Origin of the sequence: Neisseria lactamica, from assembly GCF_901482445.1 — a bacterium.
Lineage (GTDB): Bacteria > Pseudomonadota > Gammaproteobacteria > Burkholderiales > Neisseriaceae > Neisseria > Neisseria lactamica.
This window is the reverse complement of record NZ_LR590477.1, coordinates 16,281-38,910: the sequence shown is the minus strand read 5'-3', so window position 1 is coordinate 38,910 and position 22,630 is coordinate 16,281. Positions and strand designations below refer to the sequence as shown.

Here is a 22,630-nt window from a genome sequence, read left to right as displayed (position 1 = left end):
AAATAAACCTTTGCTTTGTTTGTAAAGGCAAACAGCCGCACTCGGGAAATGAGGCGGCTTTTCTAAAAAACGGATTACTCGGCTTTTGCGGCAACCGCGTTGCGCTCGACTTCCACTTCGATTTTCGCGCCTTGTCCGATGTCGACAGTATAGAATTGCTCGCCGACTTTGGTTACACGTCCTTTAAAACCTGCCGCCAAAACGACTTTGTCGCCGACCTTCAAAGCGGCCAACATCGCCTGGTGTGCTTTAAATTTCTTTTGCTGCGGACGCATAATCAAGAAGTAGAACACCACCATAATCAACACTAAAGGAGCAAATTGTGCAACAGCCTGATTCATAAATTTATCCGTTCTTTCTAATAGGGTTGAAAATTAAACGGGGTATATAATAGCATAAGACCGTAAACAATATATCGGGTTTGCCGCCGGCATCCGCCCATATGCCGCCCTCCGGCCCGACTGTGAAACTATGCCGCCTATCCGCCTGATTCTGAAATTCTATTCCCTGTTGCGCCTTTTTTCGGGCCAAAACGCCCGCACCGTATGGATTTCGCATCCCGCCTGTGCCGGGCACGAACCCGGCGCGAACCATCCCGATTCCCCGGAACGCATCGGCAGCATCGAGCAGGCCCTGCGCCGTTCCGGCGTTTGGCGGCGGCTCCAAACACTGGACGCGGAAGAAATCAGCGATGCGCGCCTCGCGCTTGCCCATACGAGCAAATATTTAAACCGGTTAGAGTCCCGCCTGCCTGAAGACGGCAAGATTTACCGCTTGGACGACGACACCGTTATCAGCAAAAACTCCCTGTCTGCCGCCCGTTTTTCCGCAGGTTCGGTCGTTCAGGCGGTCGATATGGTTATGAAACGCAAAGCGTGGCACGCTTTTTGCGCCGCCCGCCCGCCGGGGCATCACGCGAAAAGCGGCAAGGCAGGCGGGTTCTGCCTCTTGAACAACGTTGCCGCCGGTGCGATGTACGCCCTTGCCGAATACCGGCTGAACCGCATCGCCATCATCGATTTTGATGTCCATTATGGCGACGGTACGGCGGAAATACTCAAAAACAACCCGAACATCCTGTTTTTCAATCTGTTTGAGACCGACCTTTTCCCCTTTCCCGAAAACAACGATATGCCCGACGGCGGCAATATGGTGCACCTGCCCTTGCCGCCGGGTACGGGGAGCGTGGCGTTCCGGGAAGCCGTCCGCAGGCAGTGGTTGCCGGGGCTTGCCGCCTTCAAACCCGAACTGGTGCTGCTGTCGGCGGGATTTGACGCGCACCGGTCGGACGAATCCGGCAGGCTCAACCTGCACGAGGCGGATTTCGGCTGGCTGACACACAAAATCATTCAGACGGCATCGGGCTGCCCGGGTAAGGTCGTATCCGTATTGGAAGGCGGTTATACCCTTGAATCCTTATCAAAATCCGCCGCCGAACACATCCGCGTGCTGGCAGGATTGGGCAAATCCGAAACGGCCGCCGCCTATCAGGCGGAATTGGACCGCAACAGGGAACACGTCCCCCCCCCGGCCCGAACCCGGCATAAGCACGCCGGGCCGGCCGTTTTAAAACAAGGGCTATGACGGCATAGGTATTATTTAAATCTGATTCGGTTTGCAGGCGGTATCATTATTTGACCTGAAGCAAAACAAGAAACTTTTACCTGCTTGAAATAGGTTTTTTTGTAGCAAAATAACACTCGGGCAAATTGAATCCGGCCCTTACCGGCCGCCGTTTCCATCCCAACCGCCGCCGGACATCTTCAGACGGCATTCCTACTTGAAAACAAGGAGCATTACAATGAAAGCAGCACGTTTTTACGACAAAGGCGATATCCGCATCGAAGACATTCCCGAACCGGCCGTAGCTCCGGGTACTGTCGGCATCAATGTCGCCTGGTGCGGCATCTGCGGCACCGACCTGCACGAATTTATGGAAGGCCCGATTTTCATTCCGCCCTGCGGCCATCCGCATCCGATTTCCGGCGAATCCGCACCCGTCACGATGGGACACGAGTTCTCCGGCGTGGTTTATGCCGTCGGCGAAGGCGTGGACGACATCAAAGTCGGCCAACACGTTGTGGTTGAACCTTACATCGTACACGACGACGTACCGACCGGCCCGGGCAGCAACTACCACCTCTCCAAAGACATGAACTTTATCGGCTTGGGCGGCTGCGGCGGCGGCCTGTCTGAAAAAATCGCCGTCAAACGCCGTTGGGTGCATCCGATTTCCGACAAAATCCCGTTGGATCAAGCCGCTTTGATCGAGCCTCTGTCCGTCGGACACCACGCCTATGTACGCAGCGGCGCAAAAGCAGGCGATGTCGCATTGGTCGGCGGTGCAGGCCCGATCGGTTTGCTGTTGGCTGCCGTGCTGAAAGCCAAAGGCATCAAAGTCATCATCACCGAATTGAGCAAAGCGCGTAAAGACAAAGCCCGCGAAGCCGGCGTTGCCGACTACATCCTCGACCCGTCCGAAGTCGATGTTGTTGCAGAAGTGAAAAAACTGACCGGCGGCGAAGGCGTGGACGTGGCATTTGAGTGCACCAGCGTGAACAAAGTGTTGGATACTTTGGTCGAAGCCTGCAAACCTGCCGCCAACTTGGTCATCGTATCCATTTGGAGCCACCCCGCCACCATCAACGTCCACAGCGTCGTGATGAAAGAGCTGGACGTGCGCGGCACGATTGCCTACTGCAACGACCACGCCGAAACCATCAAACTGGTTGAAGAGGGCAAAATCAACCTTGAGCCTTTCATCACCCAACGCATCAAATTGGACGAGCTGGTTTCCGAAGGCTTCGAGCGTCTGATTCACAACAACGAATCCGCCGTTAAAATCATCGTCAACCCCAACCTGTAAGCAGGCCGCGCCGCAACGGCCCAAATGCCGTCTGAAGCCTTCAGACGGCATTTTCCAATCAGGCGCGGCGGCCCGCCTTACCTCGGGATTGTCATTCCGAAGCACCCAAACAAGGAGAAATTATGGGAGATTCCGTACTATCCGCCATCCAACAAACCATCGACCGGCGCAAATCCGCCGATCCGTCCGAATCCTACGTCGCACAACTCCTGCATAAGGGCGAGGACAAAATCCTAAAAAAAGTCATTGAAGAAGCGGGCGAAGTATTAATGGCATCCAAAGACAAAGACCCGTCCCACCTGGTTTACGAAGTCGCCGACCTTTGGTTTCACACGATGATCCTGCTGGCGCACCACAACCTGAAGGCGGAAGACGTATTGGACGAACTTGCACGCCGTCAGGGGCTGTCGGGGCTGGCCGAAAAAGCCGCCCGCACAGAATCTTAAATTTATATTACAATCTCATCCTTTCCACGTTTAATCCGTCTGGGTGCCTCTTCAGACGGCAACGGAGCCGTTATGGACAACTGTATTTTCTGCAAAATCGCCGCCAAAGAGATTCCGGCGCAAACCGTCTATGAAGACGGCGAAATGGTTTGCTTCAAAGACATCAACCCCGCCGCGCCGGTCCACCTGCTGCTGATTCCGAAAGTCCATTTCGACTCGCTGGCGCACGCCGCGCCCGAACATCAGATGCTGTTGGGCAAAATGATGTTGAAAGTTCCCGAAATCGCCAAAGCGGCAGGTTTGGCCGGCGGCTTCAAAACCCTGATCAATACCGGCAAAGGCGGCGGGCAGGAAGTCTTCCACCTGCATATCCATATTATGGGCACGCCGGCATAAACCATTATTCCAACCGCTACTTCCAACCGTATCACTGTATAAAGGACTCGTTATGGGCATCTCTTCTATGTCGCACTGGATTATCGTACTGATTATCGTCGTTTTGATATTCGGCACAAAAAAACTGCGTAACGTCGGCAAAGACCTCGGCGGTGCGGTGCACGATTTCAAACAAGGGCTGAACGAAGGCACAGACGGCAAAAATGCCGAAAAAGACGGCGTAATCGAACACAAAAAAGACGAAGACAAAGCATAACTTATGTTTGATTTCGGTTTGGGCGAGCTGGTTTTGGCCGGCGTTATCGCCCTGATTGTCCTAGGCCCCCAACGCCTGCCCGAAGCCGCCCGCACCGCCGGGCGGCTCATCGGCAGGCTGCAACGCTTTGTCGGAAGCGTCAAACATGAGTTTGACACGCAAATCGAACTGGAAGAACTGAGGAAGGCAAAGCAGGAATTCGAAGCCGCCGCCGCTCAGGTTCGAGACAGCCTCAAAGAAACCGGTACGGATATGGAGGGTAATCTGCACGACATTTCCGACGGTCTGAAACCTTGGGACAAACTGCCCGAACAGCGCACGCCTGCCGATTTCGGTGTCGATGAAAACGGCAATCCGCTTCCCGATGCGGCAAACCCCGCATCAGACGGCATTTCCGACGTTATGCCGTCCGAACGTTCCGATACTTCCGCCGAAACCCTTGGGGACGACAGGCAAACCGGCGGCACGGCCGGACCCGAGGAAACCGGCCAAGACCGCGCCTGGCGCGAATACCTGACCGCGTCCCCGCCGCCCGCCGCACAGACCGTCGAAGTCAGCTATATCGATACCGCCGTCGGAAACCCTGTTCCGCATACCACTTCGCTGCACAAACAGGCAATCAGCCGCAAACGCGGTTTGCGTCCTAAATCCCGCGCCAAACCCAAATTGCGCGTCCGTAAATCATAAAGGGGCATCCGGTGTCCGAAACACACAACGAACAACCCGTCCAACCGCTTGTCGAACACCTCATCGAGCTGCGCCGCCGCCTGATGTGGACGGTTGCCGGCATCTTAGCCTGCTTTTTCTGCCTGATGCCCTTTGCCCAGCAGCTCTATACCTTCGCCGCCGACCCGCTGATGGCAAACCTGCCCAAAGACACCAGTATGATCGCCACCGATGTCATCGCGCCGTTTTTCGTGCCGGTCAAAGTTACCCTGATGGCGGCATTTTTGATTTCGCTGCCGCATACGCTCTACCAAATCTGGGCATTCGTCGCCCCCGCGCTCTATCAAAACGAAAAACGCCTGATCGCCCCGCTCGTCCTTTCCAGCGTCAGCCTGTTTTTCACCGGTATGGTATTTGCCTATTTCCTGGTCTTCCCCGTCATTTTCAAATTCCTTGCCGGCGTAACCCCCGTCGGAGTCAATATGGCGACGGACATCGACAAATACCTGTCCTTTATCTTAGGTATGTTTGTTGCGTTCGGCACGGCATTTGAAGTGCCCATCGTCGTCATCCTGTTAACCAAAATCGGCGTGGTAACGACCGCGCAGCTCAAACACGCCCGGCCTTATGTCATTGTTGGCGCGTTTATCGTTGCCGCAGTCATCACGCCGCCCGACATTATTTCGCAGACCCTGCTTGCCATTCCGCTGATTCTCTTATACGAGGCGGGCATCTGGCTCGGACGCTTTTTTACTTCCGCCCCCAAAGGAGGGGACGGCGTGCGGCCGCCTGCAAAAACCTGACACTATGCCGTCTGAAGTCCTGCCTCATACCGCCACAGATTAAGGAATACCTTTGAATACCCTCTATTTAGGTTCAAACAGCCCGCGCCGAATGGAAATCCTGACACAGTTGGGCTACCGCGTCATCCAACTGCCCGCCGGCATCGACGAATCCGTTAAAGCCGGCGAAACACCTTTCGCTTACGTTCAAAGGATGGCGGCAGAAAAAAATCAGACGGCTTTGTCCCTGTTTCTCGAAACCAACGGCACAATGCCCGATTTCCCCCTGATTACCGCCGACACCTGCGTCGTTTCAGACGGCATCATATTGGGCAAACCCCGCTCCCAAGCCGAAGCAATCGAATTTTTAAACCGATTGTCCGGCAAACGGCATACTGTCCTGACTGCCGTCTGCATTCATTATCGCGGCAATGCGGAAAACCGCGTCCAAACCAACCGCGTCGTTTTCAAGCCCCTGAGTTCGGAAGAAATTTCCGCCTATGTGCAAAGCGGCGAACCGACGGATAAAGCCGGCGCCTACGCCGTACAAGGCATAGGCGGCATCTTTATCCAATCTATCGAAGGCAGCTTCAGCGGCATTATGGGGCTGCCCGTTTATGAAACCGTTTCGATGTTGCAGGATTTGGGATACCGCTCCCCCTTGTCCGCCCTTAAACCGTAAAGACCGCCGTGAACAGACAAACCGCTTACCTCCTTGCCTCTTTCAGCCTGATCGCACTGATAATCCTGTCCCTTGCCTGGGAACTGTGGATTGCGCCGCTGCGCCCGGGCGGTTCGTGGCTTGCGCTCAAAGCCCTCCCCCTCTGCCTGCCGCTTTCAGGCATCTTGAAAAAGAAAATCTACACCTACCAATACAGCTCCATGCTGGTTCTGATTTATTTTGCCGAAGCCCTTATGCGTTTATTCAACGCTTATCCCGCAGAACAAATTTGCGCCGCGCTTTCCGCAGTATTCAGCATCATCTTCTTCATATCCTGCCTGTCGTTCGTCAAACAATACAAGGAAACAAACAATGCCCGCTGAAACGACCGTATCCGGCATCCGCCCCGCCGCCAAACTGCCGATTTACATCCTGCCCTGTTTCCTTTGGATAGGCATCGTCCCCTTTACCTTCGCACTCCGTCTGGAACCGTCGCCCGACTTTTACCACGATGCCGCCGCAGCAGCCGGCCTGATTGTCCTATTGTTCTTCACGGCAGGAAAAAAGCTGTTTGATGTCAAAATCCCCGCCATCAGCTTCCTTCTGTTTGCAATGGCGGCGTTTTGGTATCTTCAGGCACGCCTGATGAACCTGATCTACCCCGGTATGAACGACATCGTCTCTTGGATTTTCATCTTGCTCGCCGTCGGCGCGTGGGCCTGCAAGAGTTTGGTCGCACACTACGGACAAGAACGCATCGTTACCCTGTTTGCCTGGTCGCTGCTTATCGGCTCCCTGCTTCAATCCTGCATCGTCGTCATCCAGTTTGCCGGCTGGGAAGACACCCCCCTGCTTCAAAACCTCATCGTTTACAGCGGGCAAGGCGTAATCGGACACATCGGGCAGCGCAACAACCTCGGACACTACCTGATGTGGGGCATACTCGCCGCCGCCTACCTCAACGGACAACGAAAAATCCCCGCCGCCCTCGGCACAATCTGCCTGATTATGCAGACCGCCGTTTTAGGTTTGGTCAATTCGCGCACCATCTTGACCTACATAGCCGCCATCGCCCTCATCCTTCCCTTCTGGTATTTCCGTTCGGACAAATCCAACAGGCGGACGATACTCGGCATAGCCGCAGCCGTATTCCTTACCGCGCTGTTCCAATTTTCCATGAACACCATTCTGGAAACCTTTACCGGCATCCGCTACGAAACCGCCGTCGAACGCGTCGCCAACGGCGGTTTCACAGACCTGCCGCGCCAAATCGAATGGCGCAAAGCCCTTGCCGCCTTCCAGTCCGCCCCGATATTCGGGCACGGCTGGAACAGTTTTGCCCAACAAACCTTCCTCATCAATGCCGAACAGCACAACATACACGACAACCACCTCAGCAACTTGTTCACCCATTCCCACAACATCGTCCTCCAACTCCTTGCAGAGATGGGAATCAGCGGCACGCTTCTGGTTGCCGCAACCCTGCTGACGGGCATTGCCGGGCTGCTGAAACGCCCCCTGACCCCCGCATCGCTTTTCCTGATCTGCACACTTGCCGTCAGTATGTGCCACAGTATGCTCGAATATCCTTTGTGGTATGTCTATTTCCTCATCCCCTTCGGACTGATGCTCTTTCTGTCCCCCGCAGAGGCTTCAGACGGCATCGCCTTCAAAAAAGCCGCCAATCTCGGCATACTGACCGCCTCCGCCGCCATATTCGCAGGATTGCTGCACTTGGACTGGACATACACCCGGCTGGTTAACTCCTTTTTCCCCGCCACTGACGACAGTGCCAAAACCCTCAACCGGAAAATCAACGAACTGCGCTATATTTCCGCAAACAGTCCGATGCTGTCCTTTTATGCCGACTTCTCCCTCGTAAACTTCGCCCTGCCGGAATACCCCGAAACCCAGACTTGGGCGGAAGAAGCAACCCTCAAAGCACTAAAATACCGCCCCCACTCCGCCACCTACCGCATCGCCCTCTACCTGATGCGGCAAGGCAAAGTTGCAGAAGCAAAACAATGGATGCGGGCGACACAGTCCTATTACCCCTACCTGATGCCCCGATACGCCGACGAAATCCGCAAACTGCCCGTATGGGCGCCGCTGCTGCCCGAACTGCTCAAAGACTGCAAAGCCTTCGCCGCCGCGCCCGGGCATCCGGAAGCAAAACCCTGCAAATGACCCGCGCCGGCGGATGCGGATGCCGCCCGAAATGTAAAGCTCCCTGCAAGACATTGCAAAAAACAGCAAACCGGCAGGGAAATACGCTATCAAAAAACATTGCAGCCGTGTTAAGATGAGCCGTCAAACAATCTTTTCACGCCCCTTCCGAAACAGGATCGGGGCAGACCCTTACGAAAAGGAAACACCATGAGCCGCGTATTACTCGTAGACGACGACGCACTGCTGACCGAACTGCTGACCGAATACCTGAGCGCCGAAGGGCTGAACGTCCGCAGCGTTTCCGACGGCGAAGCCGGCGTACAGGAAATCCTAAGCGGGCAATACGATGTAGTCGTATTGGATTCCATGATGCCCAAAATGAACGGGCTGGACGTTTTGAAAAACGTCCGCTCGCAAAGCACCGTCCCCATCATTATGCTGACCGCCAAAGGCGACGACATCGACCGCATCATCGGCTTGGAAATGGGTGCGGACGACTATGTGCCCAAACCATGCACGCCGCGCGAACTCCTGGCGCGCATCAACGCCATCCTGCGCCGCACGCAACACGGCGGCGAACAAAACAACGCGCCGAACAGCATCTCCGCCAGCGATGTCGTCCTATACCCCGCCAAACGCCAGGCTTCCGTCAAAGACACGCCGCTGGAGCTGACCAGTACCGAGTTCAACCTGCTCGAAGTCCTGATGCGCCACGCCGGCCAGGTGGTCAGCAAAGAAACCCTGTCCGTCGAAGCGCTCGACCGCAAGCTGGCAAAATTCGACCGCAGCATCGACGTACACATTTCCAGCATCCGGCACAAACTGGGCGATGCCTCGCTGATTCAAACCGTACGCGGTTTGGGCTACCTGTTTGTCAAAAACTGAAGCAGCGGGCAAATGAAACTGTTCCAACGCATCTTCGCCACATTTTGCGCGGTTATCGTCTGTGCAATCTTTGTGGCGAGTTTTTCTTTTTGGCTGGTGCAAAACACCCTTGCCGAAAACCAATTCAACCAACGCCGCACCATCGAAACCACATTGATGGGCAGCATCATTTCCGCATTCCGGGCGCGCGGGGACGCGGGCGCGCGGGAAATCCTGACGGAATGGAAAGACAGCCCCGTCTCATCGGGCGTGTACGTCATACAGGGCGACGAGAAAAAAGACATCCTGAACCGGTATATCGACAGCTACACCATCGAACGCGCCCGGCTTTTCGCCGCCGGACACCCGCATTCCAACCTCGTCCATATCGAATACGACCGCTTCGGCGAAGAATACCTGTTCTTCACCAAAGACTGGGACAAGCTCCAAGCCCGCCGCCTGCCCAGCCCCCTGTTGATCCCCGGCCTGCCGCTCGCCCCGATTTGGCACGAACTCATCATATTGTCCTTCATCATCGTCGTCGGACTGCTGATGGCGTACATCCTCGCCGGCAATATCGCCAAACCCATCAGGATTCTTGGCAACGGTATGGACAGGGTAGCAAACGGAGAACTTGAAACCCGAATTTCGCAACAAGTAGACGACCGCGACGACGAATTGTCCCATCTCGCACTGCAATTCGACAAAATGGCGGAAAAACTCGAAAAACTTGTCGCCAAAGAACGCCACCTGCTCCACCACGTTTCCCACGAAATGCGCTCCCCGCTTGCCCGTATGCAGGCGATTGTCGGGTTAATTCAGGCGCAGCCCCAAAAACAGGAACAATACCTGAAACGCCTCGAAGGCGAGCTGGGCAGGATGGACACGCTGGTCGGCGAACTCCTGACCCTGTCCCGCCTCGAAACCTCCAATATGGCTTTGGAAAAAGAAAACCTCGCCCTCATCCCCTTCCTCGGCAACCTTGTGGAAGACAACCAAAGCATCGCACAGAAAAACGGACAGGCGGTTACCCTGTCCGCCGACGGGAAAATTCCCGAAAACGCCGCCGTCTGCGCCAATGAAAGCTACCTGTACCGCGCCTTCGACAACGTTATCCGCAACGCCGTCAATTACAGCCCGGAAGGCAGCACCGTCCTAATCCATATCGGACAAAGCCACAAACACTGGATTATCGACGTTACCGACAACGGGCCGGGCGTGGACGAAATGCAGCTTCCCCATATCTTTACCGCCTTTTACCGCGCCGATTCGGGGGCGGGCAAACCCGGGACCGGCCTCGGTTTGGCGATTACCCGCCACATCATCGGGCAGCACGGCGGGAAAATCATTGCCGAAAACATCAAGCCGAACGGGCTGCGGATGCGCTTCATCCTGCCCAAGGCAAAAACGGCTTCCAAGCAGAAAAAGGAACAAACCGGCCATAATGCCGCCTGACCCTTCAGACGGCATCGGCGCGACCCGCCGGCCCCGAACGGACAAACAGCCGCCCTCCCGAAATCCCGCCCCCGTCCGCAAAGGAACGCACTATGCCGACACAAACCGATCCGGGCTACTTCTTTATGCCCGACCACATCATCCTGATAAGGACGGACGAACAACCGTACAGCCTTGGCGAACGCCTGCTCGGCAACCTGCTGGGCACGCCTTTCCGAGGGAAAATCACCCCCGTCCGGCCGCGCCATCACAGCATTGCCGGCCTGTCAGCCTATACGGATTTCGACAAAATCCCCGGCAGCGCGGATTTGATTATTGCCGTTACCCCGCCCGACAGTTACGATGCCCTGTTCAAAACCTGCCGGAAAAAACAACTCCCGCACATCATCCTCATACAGGACTGGGACAGCCTGCCCCCGTCCGAACTGCATACCGCCGAAACCGCCATCCGGAAACACCACGGAAACGGACTCAACATTACCGCCTGCACCACGGCAGGCATCCAGATTCCCTCACTCGGACTCAACATCAGCACCCAAAACGAATACGCCGCCGGCCATACCGCCATACTGACCGGAAATGCCGCCGTCAGCCGCGAAATCGACGGCATCCTCAAAAAACTCCGCCAAGGCACATCCCGCCACATCAGCCTGAACTACACTGTCAGCCCCATCACATCCTCCGACTGGCTCAACCGCTTCGGACACAGCCGGCACACCAAAGCCGCCGTCCTGCACCACAACCTCGAAGAAGACCAGCGCAAACTGTTCAGCGCCATACGCCAATTTACCCGCCACACACCGCTCGTCCTCCACATTACCTACCGCACGGACGAAACCGACCGCGCCGTCCTGCACAGCCTCGCCCGCCGCTGCAACTTCCTCATCAGCTTCGACACCGACGGTCTCGAAGCCGCACTGCGCGCCCTGCTGTCCGACCTGCCCCCGCTGTCCCGGCTCGACATCCTGTCCGACGCGCCTGCCGAATGGCTGGACGCGCACGCCCCCGAAAACCTCACCCTCCACTTTCCAAACCTCCCCCCGCAAGTCCGCAACGGATACCTGACAGGCACACCCTCGCCTTCACGCTTCCACGACACCGTTTCCCGACAGCTCGCCCGTCCCGACACACAGGCCGTACTGGCAATACCCGCCCCCTCTGGAGACGGGGACGACAAAAAAACAACACGCGCACTGGTCCGCCTGTCCGAACAGACCGCCAAACCCCTGCTCGTCAGCAGCCCCTTTTCAGACGGCATCCCCCTCTTCGACAACCCCTTGCAGGCAATCCGCACCCTTTCCTACCGCAATACCGCCGCCGCCCTGAAACAGGCGCAGCTCGACACCGCACCGCCGCAACCGTGCCGTCTGAAGCCCCTTCAAACCCCGAACATCAAAAAAGCCCTCGAAGCCGCCGACCCATCCCTAATCGCCGAAGCCCTGCACCTCCCCCCCTACCGGCACACCGCCCACAACGCCGTACAGTTCCAATTCCGCAACCACCCCGTTTACGGCGGCATCCTGACCGCGCGGTACGACGGCAAAACCGCCGCCGCACTCCCCCCGTTTACCACACTCGACAGCCTCCGCCTCGCCCGGTTTGCCGGACTGGACGACCCGCAAACCCTCAACCGCTTCCTCCGCACACTGACCGCCCTTTCCGAACACAACCTGAACCTCGGCACCATCACACTCAACCTCAACGGCGGACAATACCATACCGACTTTGACCTGAAAGCACCCGAAACACACAACGCATCCGGGCGCAAAACCGCCGGCAAAACCGCACAAACCCTCGGACACGCCGCCGCAAAAATGCACAGTGCCGCCGCATACCTGAAACACAAAAACCCAGCAGCCTCCGAGTTTCTCCGGCACACAAGCGAAGCCGCCGCCGAACTGCTCGGCAGCAAACCCGCAGCCGATAAAAAAACACCCGGCGTACTCGCACCCTACCCGGCGGCACACCCGAAAACCCTGTCCCTGAAAAACGGCACAACCGTCACCATCGCCCCCCTGCTTCCCGAAGATGCCGAAGCCAAACAACAATTCGTCCGCAACCTCGACCCCGAAGCCCGGTACACGCGCTTCATAACCCGTACCAACGAACTGCCCGCAGCCACATTGGCGCGCCTATGCAACCTCGATTACTACTGTGAAGCCGCGTGGGCGGCAAGGGATGCCGGCGGCAACATCGTCGCCGTCGCCCGCCACAGCCGCCTGAACCGCAACGAATGCGAGTTCGCCATCGCACTGGCGGAACATATGCGCGGCAGCGGGCTGGCACAAAAAATGATGGAACTCGTCATCCGTACCGCAGCACAACAAGGCTACCCCGCCATCAGCGCCGACATCCTCAAAACCAACACCCCTATGGTCAAACTTGCTGAAAAATCAGGATTTACCCTAAAAGAATCAGATACCGAAAAAAACCTGTACCGCGCATACCTAGACCTCACGGCAGACAAAACAACAGCAAAAACAAATAAAAACTTGCACACCGGCCGCAAAATAACCTAAAATCGACAGTTTCCATATATCCGATTTTTTTCAAAAGGACCCAAAATGGTAGTTATCCGCTTGGCACGCGGCGGCTCGAAACACCGCCCCTTCTACAACGTTATCGTTACCGATTCGCGCAACCGCCGCGACGGCCGCTTTATCGAGCGAGTAGGCTTCTACAACCCCGTAGCCAATGAAAAACAAGAGCGCGTCCGCCTCAACGCCGACCGCCTGAACCACTGGATTGCACAAGGCGCACAAATCAGCGACGCCGTTGCAAAACTGGTTAAAGAACAAAAAGCCGCCTAATCCCCCTCCCGCTATGGCAGACGCTCAAAACCGGGTAGCTATGGGCTACATCAAAGGCGTATTCGGCATAAAGGGCTGGCTGAAAATTGCCGCCGATACCGAATATGCCGACAGCCTTTTGGATTACCCCGAGTGGCAATTGGTCAAAGACGGAAAAACCGTTGCCGTCTCCCTTGAAGGAGGGAAGGTTGCCAACGGCGAACTCCAAGTCAAATTTGAAGGGATAAACGACCGCGATTCGGCATTCTCATTGCGCGGTTACACCATCGAAATCCCCCGAGAAGCCTTCGCACCGACGGAAGAAGGGGAATACTACTGGGCAGACTTGGTGGGGATGACCGTCACCGACAAAGACAATACCGTACTGGGCAAAGTCAGCAGCCTGATGGAAACCGGTGCAAACGATGTATTGGTGGTTGACGGGGAATACGGGCAAATCCTGATTCCGTTCGTATCCCAATACGTCGAAACCGTCGATGCCGGCAGTAAAACCATTATTGCCGATTGGGGTTTGGACTACTGATGCTTATCCAGGCGATTACCATTTTCCCGGAAATGTTCGACAGCATTACCCGCTACGGCGTAACGGGGCGTGCAAACAAACAGGGGATTTGGCAGTTCGAACCGGTTAATCCCCGAGCGTTTGCCGACAACAGGCTGGGCTATATCGACGACCGCCCGTTCGGCGGCGGGCCGGGAATGATTATGGCGGCTCCGCCGCTTGATGCGGCGATAAAATATGCCAAGGCACAATCCTCCCACACTGCAAAAGTTATCTGCCTCAGCCCGCAAGGGAAACCGCTGACACATCAGAAAGCGGCAGAACTGGCAAAACTCCCGCACTTGATTTTGCTGTGCGGACGGTACGAGGGCATAGACGAAAGACTGCTGCAAAGCAGTGTCGATGAAGAAATCAGCATCGGGGACTTTGTCGTTTCCGGCGGAGAGCTTCCCGCCATGATGCTGATGGATGCAGTATTGAGGCTGGTACCCGGCGTATTGGGCGACATACAGTCTGCCGAACAGGATTCGTTCTCAAACGGTATCCTGGATTGCCCCCACTACACCAAACCCTTAGAATTTCAAGGTATGGCTGTCCCGGAAGTACTCCGTTCGGGCAATCATAACTTGATTGCGGAATGGCGGTTGGAACAATCGCTTCGCCGCACCTTGGAGCGCAGACCCGACTTATTGGAAAAGCGCGATTTAATCCCAAAGGAATCCCGCCTCTTGAAAAGAATCCTGCAAGAGCAACGGGAAATCCAATCATAATTTAGGAAAAACAATGAACCTGATCCAACAATTGGAGCAAGAAGAAATTGCCCGTCTGAACAAAGACATCCCCGAATTCGCACCGGGCGACACCGTAGTCGTATCCGTACGCGTCGTAGAGGGTACGCGCAGCCGTCTGCAAGCCTACGAAGGCGTGGTTATCGCCCGCCGCAACCGTGGTCTGAACAGCAACTTCATCGTCCGTAAAATTTCCAGCGGCGAAGGTGTGGAACGTACTTTCCAACTGTACTCCCCTACCGTTGAGAAAATCGAAGTCAAACGCCGTGGCGATGTCCGCCGTGCCAAACTTTACTACCTGCGCGGCCTGACCGGCAAAGCTGCACGCATTAAAGAAAAACTGCCTGCACGCAAAGGTTGATTCAAACGATTTCCCCCAATGCCGTCTGAACCTTCAGACGGCATTTTTTTATCGCCGCAATATCAACAAGACAACGATATTTCCAATCCGCCTCCCCTGCTTAACAATCACTCCCGCCTATTCAAGCAGAATTTACAGACCAAACGTTATACAGTATCATATCTGCCATATAATGATAACCGCTTTGCCAACTTCTCTTTCAAAACCGCAAATCATCATGACACCTTCCCTTTTACTATCAGGATTGACCTTCCGCCTCATCCTTGCCCTGATTGCCGTATCCCTTTTATGGGGTGTTTACCTTTGGGCGGTATCGGTATGAGCATCATCGTTGAAAACCTGACGGTCAGCTACCGCCGCCGTCCTGCCGTACACCACGTTGACATTACTTTTGAAGAACACAGTATGTGGGCGGTTTTCGGACCGAACGGCGCAGGGAAATCTACCTTTCTCAAATCCTTAATGGGATTGCAGCCTATCGACACGGGCAGCATCCGGCTGGACGGATTGACCCGTCAGAACATTGCCTACCTTCCCCAGCAGTCCGACATCGACCGCTCCCAACCTATGACTGTTTTCGACTTGGCGGCAATGGGGCTGTGGTATGAAATCGGCTTTTTCAAAGGGATAAATACCGCTCAAAAACAACGCGTCCACGAAGCCTTGGAGCGTGTAGGAATGCGGCAGTTTGCCCGCCGCCAAATCGCCCACCTCTCAAACGGACAATTCCAGCGTGTCCTTTTTGCCCGAATGCTGGTTCAAAATGCCAAATTCCTGCTTTTGGACGAACCTTTCAATGCCGTTGATGCACGGACAACCTACGAGCTTCTCGACGTGTTGCAAAAATGCCATTACGGCGGACACGCTATCATTGCCGTTTTGCACGATTACGAACAAGTCCGTGCCTACTTTCCTAACACTATGCTGCTTGCACGTGAAAAAATTGCGGCAGGTGCAACCGAAACCGTGTTGGCAGAACCTTACCTCACCCAGGCCAACGCCAAGATGCAGAAACAGGAAAGCCCCGAATGGTGCGCCTCATAAATGCCGTCTGAAACCATGTCCCCGTGCCAAACACTATGAACCCCTACGACCTGCTTATCACACCCTTTGCAGAATTCGACTTTATGCGCTACGCCTTCGCATCCGTCTTCTGCCTGTCCCTCAGTGCCGCACCCGTCGGCGTATTCCTCGTTATGCGGCGGATGAGCCTGATCGGCGACGCACTCAGCCACGCCGTCTTGCCCGGAGCCGCCGTCGGCTACATATTTGCCGGCTTGAGCCTGCCCGCTATGGGTGCGGGCGGGTTTGCCGCCGGTATGCTGATGGCGCTGCTTGCCGGACTTGTCAGCCGCTTTACCACCCTGAAAGAAGATGCCAACTTTGCCGCCTTTTATCTCAGCAGCCTCGCCATCGGCGTAATCCTCATCAGCAAAAACGGCAGCAGCGTCGATTTGCTCCACCTTCTTTTCGGCTCTGTGCTTGCCGTCGATATTCCCGCCCTGCAACTCATCGCCGCCGTCTCCGGCCTCACGCTCATTACCCTTGCCGTCATCTACCGCCCCCTCGTACTGGAAAGCATAGATCCCCTGTTCCTCAAATCCGTCAACGGCAAAGGCGGGCTTTGGCACGTCCTCTTTCTCGTCCTGGTCGTCATGAACCTCGTATCCGGCTTCCAAGCCCTCGGCACCCTGATGTCGGTCGGATTGATGATGCTGCCCGCCATTACCGCCCGCCTATGGGCAAGAAATATGGGGACGCTCATTCTGTTGTCCGTCCTCATCGCCCTCTTTTGCGGTTTGACCGGGCTGCTCATTTCCTACCACATCGAAATCCCATCCGGACCCGCCATCATCCTCTGTTGCAGCATCCTTTATCTCTTTTCCGTCATACTCGGCAAAGAAGGCGGCATTCTGACCAAATGGCTCAAAAACCACCGCCACCACACCACCTGACCCCGCAAGCCGCTTGAACAAACAGGCGGCTTGTTTTACCATAACAGATGTTACGTTATATCACAGGAGAACAGTTATGAAACACCTCAAACTTACCCTTATTGCCGCATTGCTAACCACCGCCGCAACTGCCGCCCCCCTGCCCGTCGTAACCAGCTTCAGCATTTTGGGCGACGTTGCCAAACAAATCGGCGGAGAGCGCGTATCCATACAAAGTTTGGTCGGAGCCAACCAAGATACGCACGCCTATCATATGACCAGCGGCGACATTAAAAAAATCCGCAGTGCAAAACTCGTCCTGCTCAACGGCTTAGGACTTGAAGCCGCCGATGTACAACGTGCCGTCAAACAGAGCAAAGTATCCTATGCCGAAGCGACCAAAGGCATCCAACCCCTCAAAGCCGAAGAAGAAGAAGGCGGACACCATCACGACCACGATCATGACCACGACCATGACCACGAAGGACACCACCACGACCACGGCGAATATGACCCCCACGTCTGGAACGACCCCGTCCTTATGTCCGCCTATGCCCAAAACGTCGCCGAAGCCCTGATAAAGGCCGACCCCGAAGGCAAAGTTTATTATCAACAACGCTTGGGCAACTACCAAATGCAGCTCAAAAAACTGCACAGCGACGCACAAGCCGCATTTAATGCCGTCCCTGCCGCCAAACGCAAAGTCCTGACCGGGCACGATGCCTTTTCCTATATGGGCAAACGTTACCATATCGAGTTCATCGCCCCGCAAGGCGTGAGCAGCGAAGCCGAGCCTTCGGCCAAACAAGTCGCCGCCATCATCCGCCAAATCAAACGCGAAGGCATCAAAGCCGTATTTACCGAAAATATCAAAGACACCCGCATGGTTGACCGCATCGCCAAAGAGACCGGCGTCAACGTCAGCGGCAAACTGTATTCCGACGCACTCGGCAACGCGCCCGCCGACACCTACATCGGAATGTACCGCCACAACATCAAGGCAATGAGCGAAGCGATGAAGAAATAAACCCTAAACACACAATGCCGTCTGAAACCTTTTTCAGACGGCATTCTCATACCCGTGCACAAAAGGCGGCCCCACAACGTACAAATATATAGTGGATTAACAAAAACCGGTACGGCGTTGCCTCGCCTTGTCCTGATTTTTGTTAACCCACTATACAATGACCAACATAAATCATTGAAAAAAAAAAAATGGATAAAATAATACAACGTATTATTTACAGAGTAAGGGTCTGAATATATAATCGGAGGATTACGTTAACTTTACTCTAATCGATACAATTATGACCCGCACCGACAAAAAACATACGGCAATATCCAAACTCATCCTCACAGCAGCAGCCACAGGAATCGGCATATCCGCCGTGCCATACGCTCAGGCTGACGGCAATGGGGCAACGTCGATCAGAAAGCTGATGATAGAAAACCCAATAGATGATGACAATAAAAAAACAGTTGTAGATACATACGATCCGGATAACGTTATTACATATGGGGACGTTACCATCGGCTATGACGGCAATGAGACCCTGATTACCAACATTTCAAGGGGTGGCCTTTATTCGGGATCGACTGATGCGGTTACCGGAGATCAACTGTATCAACTGTATCTCGACGTACCTGAAAAGATTGAGAAAAAGCTTGGGGAATTTATTCAAGATTTACCTGGTAAATTCAATGAGTCTGGATCAGACGTTAAAATTGAATATTCAGAGGAAACTTCAAGACTAACTCTAACCCTTTCCGACAAATTGAAAGAGAAAATCGACAATATGTCCTCTGAACGGATTTCCTCTATAGAGCAAAAAGTCGACAAGTTGGATAAATCAATGAACGGCGGTATCGCCAAAGCAGGAGCGATCGCACTCCTTCCTCAACCGACTTATGCGGGACACTCGATGGTATCCGCTTCTACGGCACACTACAACGGCGAACAGGCTCTTGCAATCGGTTACTCCAGCCTCTCAGATAACGGTAAAGTAATCCTGAAGGCAGGTGCTTCGTTCAATTTCTCCGGCAACAATACCAAAAAACCGTTATTTGGAGCGGCTGTCGGCTATCAATGGTGATCTTCCGCCATCAATACCTATTGGAACACAGCCTATAGTAAAAATGCCGCACTTGCAGACAGGTGCGGCATTTTGGATTTTGTATGCAGACCATATCCTAAAGTTGCCCATCTGCATACTTCGCCTTTTACAACAAATTAAGGATTCAGATGTACTCCAACGATAAAGCAACCTCCGATAATCTACCCAGTATCAGCTTCATCCTGCCCGTCTATAATGTTGCACCCTATATCCCCCGCGCGCTTGAAAGCATATTGCTTCAAACGGTACGCAAAGAAATTATTTTGATAGATGACGGTTCGACAGATGGCAGTGCGGAAATTCTGGCGAAATATATGCACCAATATCCCTTTATTACCGTTGTCAGCAGCCAAAACAGGGGCGTGGCGGCGGCACGCAATGCCGGATTAAAACTTGCAACGGGGGATTTCATTATGTTCTTAGACCCCGATGACGAACTTTACCCCATAGATTTCGGTTTGTGGGCAAGACTTGCTCAAGATAACGGACTTCAAGCGATTAAAGGCGTATATCTCCGTCCTCCTTATGAAGAGGGGAAAAATATGTTGAGGTGTAAGCCCGTTTTTCAATTTAAAGAACAGCACAATGGGAAAATCTCATCTATGCAGGGGATATTGATGCAGAGTCTGCCTCATCACTGGCCTCTACACAATATGTGCTTTATGATTGACCGTCGCCACCTTGTCGCTACGGGCGTTACCTATCGCAACGGTATGCGTTTTGGGGAAGATATGGTTTTCATCTCTGAATTTCTGCTTGCAGGCGGAAAAGTCTTGGAGGTTGACATTCCCTTTTTTATTTACCACCGCAGAAAAGGAAGTCTGACAACCGCTCTACCCGACCACAGGCTGACCGATTACCTTCACAATCTGCTTACCTACCTCGTACCGCTGATGGAAAGGCAGACCGATTCAAGATACGCAGAAACTGTCCGTCAAATCCTACTGATTGAATTCGATAAAATTGGCAGAATTGTCAAAAATATCCCTGAACTGAAAAAAGAATATGACTGCCTCTTTGCGCAACTGCCGGATAAAAAATATGGCTGTGTTTTGATATTAGGTTGATACAGGATTTAAGAAGGAATCATGAAATACATGATTCCTTTTCGTTTGCCTATATTAAAAAATAAAGAATAGGGTTATTTTTTAATTTTAGTCTTTTAATACCTTTTCTCTTTTTTAGCAGTCTTTTTATTTGTCTAGTGTTCTGTATTTAAATGGATTTATCTCGCCATCATGGTATATATCACACCGTTTATCGGGCAATATCACACCGTTTGTCGTTTTATTTGACACCGTTTGTCGTGCAATTCAGCACCGTCTATCAGGAAATAGCACACCGTTTTGCAGGTATATCGCACCTTTTAGCGTGCAAGACTAAACAGATGGGAAAATAGACATATCACACCTGTTTTCGTGTAAAACAAGCTGTGAACAACATATCTGACATTGATATAACACCATTTATCGTGTTTGAAAAATTTCCCCCTAGTTATTAATTTAATTAATTGATGTATATAGATTTTATTCTAAATAATCGTCAATACTGCCTTCAATATCACACCATACGATGTGCTAAATTTCATCAAAAACTTTTGTTAGCTGGAACCCTACCTGTAGGTGTGGTGGGCCGTTAACACGTAGGACGAGTGTCCAAGTACTGGTAAGAAGAAGGCGTTAATGAATGTCCTCAAAAATAAGGGCAGCACACATAGCAGTGTGCCTTTTAATGTAAGGTTCCGGATTGATTGTCTTGCAAATGTGATTTCAGCCAAAGATATAACACCGTTTTTCGTGCTTAAAAAATTCACTTATGCTGCTATTTTAATATATTGATATATATATATTTTTATAATAAATTCTGTATAAACACCCTCAATATAACACCTTTTGGTGTGCAAAATTCCTTACCGGTTGAAACCCGTCGCTTGGACATTCGTTCCTTTCTAAATCAGGATGATGCTTTATGTACTGCCCTTTAAAAACTTATATAACACCGTTTGGCGTGCAACAGTCTTGGGTTTAACCCTTGAATAACAAAAAAATAGAGTGAGTTTTTCATTTTAGTCTTTTAACCACTTTCTCTTTTCGGTCTGTATATTTCAAAAGAATATATTGGATTTCAAAGATATTGCTGTTGTAAATCAGGATATATCACACCGTTTATCGGGCAATATCATACCTTTTGTCGTTTTATTTGACACCGTTTACCGTGCAATGCAGCACCGTCTGTCGGGAAGTGGCACACCGTTTTGCAGGTATATCACACCTTTTAGCGTGCATAAGGTTCAAGAATCAACCGATCATTTGACACCCTAATCATACAAAGGTAGCATATTGTTTTTATTTAGCGGAACCATCTGTTATGGCTGTTAAAAACCTTGTTGTTAAAGACAATGCGTTAATCAATGCCAGCTACAATCTTGAACTGGTGGAGCAGAGGTTAATACTGTTGTCCATTATTGAGGCTAGGACTACGGGAAAGGGGATTACCGCAAACGACAGGTTGACCATTACAGCCAGCAGTTACATGAATAATTTCCATACCAACCGCAATACGGCGTATAAGGCTTTGAAAGATGCCTGTAACAACCTTTTTGAACGCCAATTCAGTTTTATCGAGAAAACACCAAAAGGGGAAAAGGTAGTACGGACAAGGTGGGTATCTCAGGTCGCCTATATTGAACAACAGGCAACGGTAGAGTTAGTTTTTGCACCAAATGTTGCCCCTTTGATTACGATGCTAGAAAAAAACTTCACAAGCTACGAGCTTGATCAGGTCTCATCGTTGAGCAGTAAATACGCGGTGCGGCTCTACGAAATTATTATTTCATGGCGTGCAGCCGGTAAGACACCGATGTTCAGTACAATGGAGTTGCGTGAACGTTTGGGTGTGATGCCTGACGAGTATCAAAAAATGGAGCTGTTCAAACGTAAGGTTTTGGATTTCGCCGTCAAGCAGATCAATGATAAAACGGATATTTCCATTACCTACGAGCAGCATAAAGAAGGACGAAAAATTGTAGGTTTTACATTCTCAATCCTACATAAAATAGGGTCGAAAGACATCCCTCTTGAAAATCAATCGGAACTTTTTGCCGGAATGACTGATTTGGAAGCCGGAACGATACGGGTCAGGGCGGAAGCATATATCGCTTCGCTCATTGCAAAAGGTCAGAACGTGACTAAAGCCCATAGGCTGAATATTCTGAAAAAAGCCGTAGAGGAACGTTGGGGATTTGAAGATGCGGCTAAAGATAATGGGGTCAAAAATCCTGAAAACAAAAATGCAAAAGTCGGTTTAACCGAATGGGAAAAGATTTCTAATGGCACACGTTTTAAGGACAAGGATGGAACAATTTGGGTTAAAGATTCAGGTATGCTTAGGACTGAAGGGACAAACAGGTGGATAGCCGATTCTCAGATTGCCAGATTATTTCCTATGTTAACTGTGATGGTTGAGGAAGGTATTTAACCCGGCAGCCCGCGTATCCTACCTGTTTTGCGGTACGGAAACCAATTGAACCTGCTTTACGCTACAATAGAAGATTGCAATTT

At 52.6% G+C, this 22,630-nt stretch carries 24 protein-coding genes; 23 read left to right on the top strand and 1 reads right to left on the bottom strand.

Annotated features, from left to right (window positions below; all coding sequences use genetic code 11):
* Nucleotides 1-74: 74 nt before the first annotated feature.
* Nucleotides 75-341: a preprotein translocase subunit YajC gene (gene yajC, locus FGL10_RS00200; protein ID WP_003710464.1), complete on the bottom strand. Its 267-nt coding sequence runs from the start codon at nt 339-341 to the stop codon at nt 75-77.
* Between the two features lie 130 nt (nt 342-471).
* Here yajC and FGL10_RS00195 point away from each other — a divergent pair, with 130 nt between their 5' ends.
* The 23 genes from FGL10_RS00195 (at nt 472) to repM (ending at nt 22,547) form a co-directional block, all read left to right on the top strand.
* Entirely contained in the window at nt 472-1,584 is a 1,113-nt protein-coding gene (locus FGL10_RS00195) for a histone deacetylase family protein (RefSeq protein WP_036470163.1), read from the top strand.
* Nucleotides 1,585-1,801: 217 nt separating this feature from the next.
* Nucleotides 1,802-2,866: a 2,3-butanediol dehydrogenase gene (locus FGL10_RS00190; RefSeq protein WP_003710472.1), complete on the top strand. Its 1,065-nt coding sequence runs from the start codon at nt 1,802-1,804 to the stop codon at nt 2,864-2,866.
* A 122-nt stretch (nt 2,867-2,988) separates the two neighbouring features.
* Entirely contained in the window at nt 2,989-3,312 is a 324-nt protein-coding gene (locus FGL10_RS00185; protein ID WP_003710473.1) for a phosphoribosyl-ATP diphosphatase, read from the top strand.
* A gap of 72 nt (nt 3,313-3,384) precedes the next feature.
* Nucleotides 3,385-3,708, top strand: coding sequence for a histidine triad nucleotide-binding protein (locus FGL10_RS00180; protein ID WP_003710475.1), 324 nt, complete (start codon nt 3,385-3,387; stop codon nt 3,706-3,708).
* Between the two features lie 52 nt (nt 3,709-3,760).
* Nucleotides 3,761-3,964, top strand: a complete 204-nt coding sequence (gene tatA / locus FGL10_RS00175; protein WP_003710477.1) for a Sec-independent protein translocase subunit TatA — start codon at nt 3,761-3,763, stop codon at nt 3,962-3,964.
* Nucleotides 3,965-3,967: 3 nt separating this feature from the next.
* On the top strand, nt 3,968-4,651 hold the full coding sequence (tatB, locus tag FGL10_RS00170) for a Sec-independent protein translocase protein TatB (RefSeq protein WP_003710479.1): 684 nt from the start codon (nt 3,968-3,970) through the stop codon (nt 4,649-4,651).
* 11 nt (nt 4,652-4,662) lie between these two features.
* Nucleotides 4,663-5,433 carry a twin-arginine translocase subunit TatC gene (gene tatC, locus FGL10_RS00165; protein ID WP_003710481.1) on the top strand — a complete coding sequence of 257 codons (771 nt, stop codon included), beginning with the start codon at nt 4,663-4,665 and terminating at the stop codon, nt 5,431-5,433.
* Nucleotides 5,434-5,485: 52 nt separating this feature from the next.
* A complete protein-coding gene (locus tag FGL10_RS00160) occupies nt 5,486-6,094 on the top strand; it encodes a Maf family nucleotide pyrophosphatase (RefSeq protein WP_013449366.1) in 609 nt (202 codons plus the stop codon).
* Between the two features lie 8 nt (nt 6,095-6,102).
* Nucleotides 6,103-6,456: a DUF2069 domain-containing protein gene (locus FGL10_RS00155; RefSeq protein ID WP_003710486.1), complete on the top strand. Its 354-nt coding sequence runs from the start codon at nt 6,103-6,105 to the stop codon at nt 6,454-6,456.
* Nucleotides 6,446-8,260 (top strand): PglL family O-oligosaccharyltransferase, encoded by a 1,815-nt coding sequence (locus FGL10_RS00150; RefSeq protein ID WP_036474963.1) that lies wholly within the window; start codon nt 6,446-6,448, stop codon nt 8,258-8,260. Before FGL10_RS00155 ends, FGL10_RS00150 begins: the two co-directional genes overlap by 11 nt.
* A gap of 189 nt (nt 8,261-8,449) precedes the next feature.
* The gene (misR, locus tag FGL10_RS00145; RefSeq protein WP_003710489.1) at nt 8,450-9,127 is read left to right on the top strand and encodes a two-component system response regulator MisR; all 678 of its coding nucleotides are present in this window, start codon (nt 8,450-8,452) and stop codon (nt 9,125-9,127) included.
* A 12-nt stretch (nt 9,128-9,139) separates the two neighbouring features.
* Nucleotides 9,140-10,561 carry a sensor histidine kinase gene (locus FGL10_RS00140; protein ID WP_003710491.1) on the top strand — a complete coding sequence of 474 codons (1,422 nt, stop codon included), beginning with the start codon at nt 9,140-9,142 and terminating at the stop codon, nt 10,559-10,561.
* Between the two features lie 92 nt (nt 10,562-10,653).
* Nucleotides 10,654-13,080: a bifunctional acetate--CoA ligase family protein/GNAT family N-acetyltransferase gene (locus FGL10_RS00135; RefSeq protein WP_036474959.1), complete on the top strand. Its 2,427-nt coding sequence runs from the start codon at nt 10,654-10,656 to the stop codon at nt 13,078-13,080.
* 45 nt (nt 13,081-13,125) lie between these two features.
* Nucleotides 13,126-13,371 carry a 30S ribosomal protein S16 gene (gene rpsP, locus FGL10_RS00130; RefSeq protein ID WP_003710495.1) on the top strand — a complete coding sequence of 82 codons (246 nt, stop codon included), beginning with the start codon at nt 13,126-13,128 and terminating at the stop codon, nt 13,369-13,371.
* A gap of 13 nt (nt 13,372-13,384) precedes the next feature.
* The gene (gene rimM, locus FGL10_RS00125; protein ID WP_003710498.1) at nt 13,385-13,894 is read left to right on the top strand and encodes a ribosome maturation factor RimM; all 510 of its coding nucleotides are present in this window, start codon (nt 13,385-13,387) and stop codon (nt 13,892-13,894) included.
* The gene (gene trmD / locus FGL10_RS00120) at nt 13,894-14,643 is read left to right on the top strand and encodes a tRNA (guanosine(37)-N1)-methyltransferase TrmD (protein ID WP_003710500.1); all 750 of its coding nucleotides are present in this window, start codon (nt 13,894-13,896) and stop codon (nt 14,641-14,643) included. Before rimM ends, trmD begins: the two co-directional genes overlap by 1 nt.
* Nucleotides 14,644-14,656: 13 nt before the next feature.
* Nucleotides 14,657-15,022 (top strand): 50S ribosomal protein L19, encoded by a 366-nt coding sequence (gene rplS / locus FGL10_RS00115; RefSeq protein ID WP_002214322.1) that lies wholly within the window; start codon nt 14,657-14,659, stop codon nt 15,020-15,022.
* 318 nt (nt 15,023-15,340) lie between these two features.
* Nucleotides 15,341-16,066 carry a metal ABC transporter ATP-binding protein gene (locus FGL10_RS00110; RefSeq protein ID WP_171007429.1) on the top strand — a complete coding sequence of 242 codons (726 nt, stop codon included), beginning with the start codon at nt 15,341-15,343 and terminating at the stop codon, nt 16,064-16,066.
* 35 nt (nt 16,067-16,101) lie between these two features.
* Nucleotides 16,102-16,977 carry a metal ABC transporter permease gene (locus FGL10_RS00105; RefSeq protein WP_003710504.1) on the top strand — a complete coding sequence of 292 codons (876 nt, stop codon included), beginning with the start codon at nt 16,102-16,104 and terminating at the stop codon, nt 16,975-16,977.
* A 76-nt stretch (nt 16,978-17,053) separates the two neighbouring features.
* On the top strand, nt 17,054-17,983 hold the full coding sequence (locus FGL10_RS00100) for a metal ABC transporter substrate-binding protein (RefSeq protein WP_003710506.1): 930 nt from the start codon (nt 17,054-17,056) through the stop codon (nt 17,981-17,983).
* A 280-nt stretch (nt 17,984-18,263) separates the two neighbouring features.
* The gene (locus tag FGL10_RS00095; protein ID WP_036474956.1) at nt 18,264-19,049 is read left to right on the top strand and encodes a YadA C-terminal domain-containing protein; all 786 of its coding nucleotides are present in this window, start codon (nt 18,264-18,266) and stop codon (nt 19,047-19,049) included.
* Nucleotides 19,050-19,198: 149 nt separating this feature from the next.
* Complete coding sequence (locus tag FGL10_RS00090; RefSeq protein ID WP_003710511.1) at nt 19,199-20,137, top strand: glycosyltransferase family 2 protein; 939 nt, start codon at nt 19,199-19,201, stop codon at nt 20,135-20,137.
* 1,300 nt (nt 20,138-21,437) lie between these two features.
* The gene (repM, locus tag FGL10_RS00080) at nt 21,438-22,547 is read left to right on the top strand and encodes a replication initiation protein RepM (protein ID WP_003711201.1); all 1,110 of its coding nucleotides are present in this window, start codon (nt 21,438-21,440) and stop codon (nt 22,545-22,547) included.
* Nucleotides 22,548-22,630: the final 83 nt, after the last annotated feature.

Bases quoted from the DNA above. Each gene is read 5' to 3' on its own strand.
- yajC (WP_003710464.1), bottom strand. From the start codon at position 341: ATGAATCAGGCTGTTGCACAATTTGCTCCTTTAGTGTTGATTATGGTG.
- FGL10_RS00140 (WP_003710491.1), top strand. From the start codon at position 9,140: ATGAAACTGTTCCAACGCATCTTCGCCACATTTTGCGCGGTTATCGTC.
- misR (WP_003710489.1), top strand. From the start codon at position 8,450: ATGAGCCGCGTATTACTCGTAGACGACGACGCACTGCTGACCGAACTG.
- FGL10_RS00185 (WP_003710473.1), top strand. From the start codon at position 2,989: ATGGGAGATTCCGTACTATCCGCCATCCAACAAACCATCGACCGGCGC.
- tatA (WP_003710477.1), top strand. From the start codon at position 3,761: ATGGGCATCTCTTCTATGTCGCACTGGATTATCGTACTGATTATCGTC.
- rimM (WP_003710498.1), top strand. From the start codon at position 13,385: ATGGCAGACGCTCAAAACCGGGTAGCTATGGGCTACATCAAAGGCGTA.
- FGL10_RS00150 (WP_036474963.1), top strand. From the start codon at position 6,446: ATGCCCGCTGAAACGACCGTATCCGGCATCCGCCCCGCCGCCAAACTG.
- FGL10_RS00110 (WP_171007429.1), top strand. From the start codon at position 15,341: ATGAGCATCATCGTTGAAAACCTGACGGTCAGCTACCGCCGCCGTCCT.
- FGL10_RS00135 (WP_036474959.1), top strand. From the start codon at position 10,654: ATGCCGACACAAACCGATCCGGGCTACTTCTTTATGCCCGACCACATC.
- FGL10_RS00095 (WP_036474956.1), top strand. From the start codon at position 18,264: ATGACCCGCACCGACAAAAAACATACGGCAATATCCAAACTCATCCTC.
- FGL10_RS00195 (WP_036470163.1), top strand. From the start codon at position 472: ATGCCGCCTATCCGCCTGATTCTGAAATTCTATTCCCTGTTGCGCCTT.
- FGL10_RS00105 (WP_003710504.1), top strand. From the start codon at position 16,102: ATGAACCCCTACGACCTGCTTATCACACCCTTTGCAGAATTCGACTTT.
- trmD (WP_003710500.1), top strand. From the start codon at position 13,894: ATGCTTATCCAGGCGATTACCATTTTCCCGGAAATGTTCGACAGCATT.
- tatB (WP_003710479.1), top strand. From the start codon at position 3,968: ATGTTTGATTTCGGTTTGGGCGAGCTGGTTTTGGCCGGCGTTATCGCC.
- rpsP (WP_003710495.1), top strand. From the start codon at position 13,126: ATGGTAGTTATCCGCTTGGCACGCGGCGGCTCGAAACACCGCCCCTTC.
- FGL10_RS00180 (WP_003710475.1), top strand. From the start codon at position 3,385: ATGGACAACTGTATTTTCTGCAAAATCGCCGCCAAAGAGATTCCGGCG.
- FGL10_RS00190 (WP_003710472.1), top strand. From the start codon at position 1,802: ATGAAAGCAGCACGTTTTTACGACAAAGGCGATATCCGCATCGAAGAC.
- repM (WP_003711201.1), top strand. From the start codon at position 21,438: ATGGCTGTTAAAAACCTTGTTGTTAAAGACAATGCGTTAATCAATGCC.
- rplS (WP_002214322.1), top strand. From the start codon at position 14,657: ATGAACCTGATCCAACAATTGGAGCAAGAAGAAATTGCCCGTCTGAAC.
- FGL10_RS00100 (WP_003710506.1), top strand. From the start codon at position 17,054: ATGAAACACCTCAAACTTACCCTTATTGCCGCATTGCTAACCACCGCC.
- FGL10_RS00090 (WP_003710511.1), top strand. From the start codon at position 19,199: ATGTACTCCAACGATAAAGCAACCTCCGATAATCTACCCAGTATCAGC.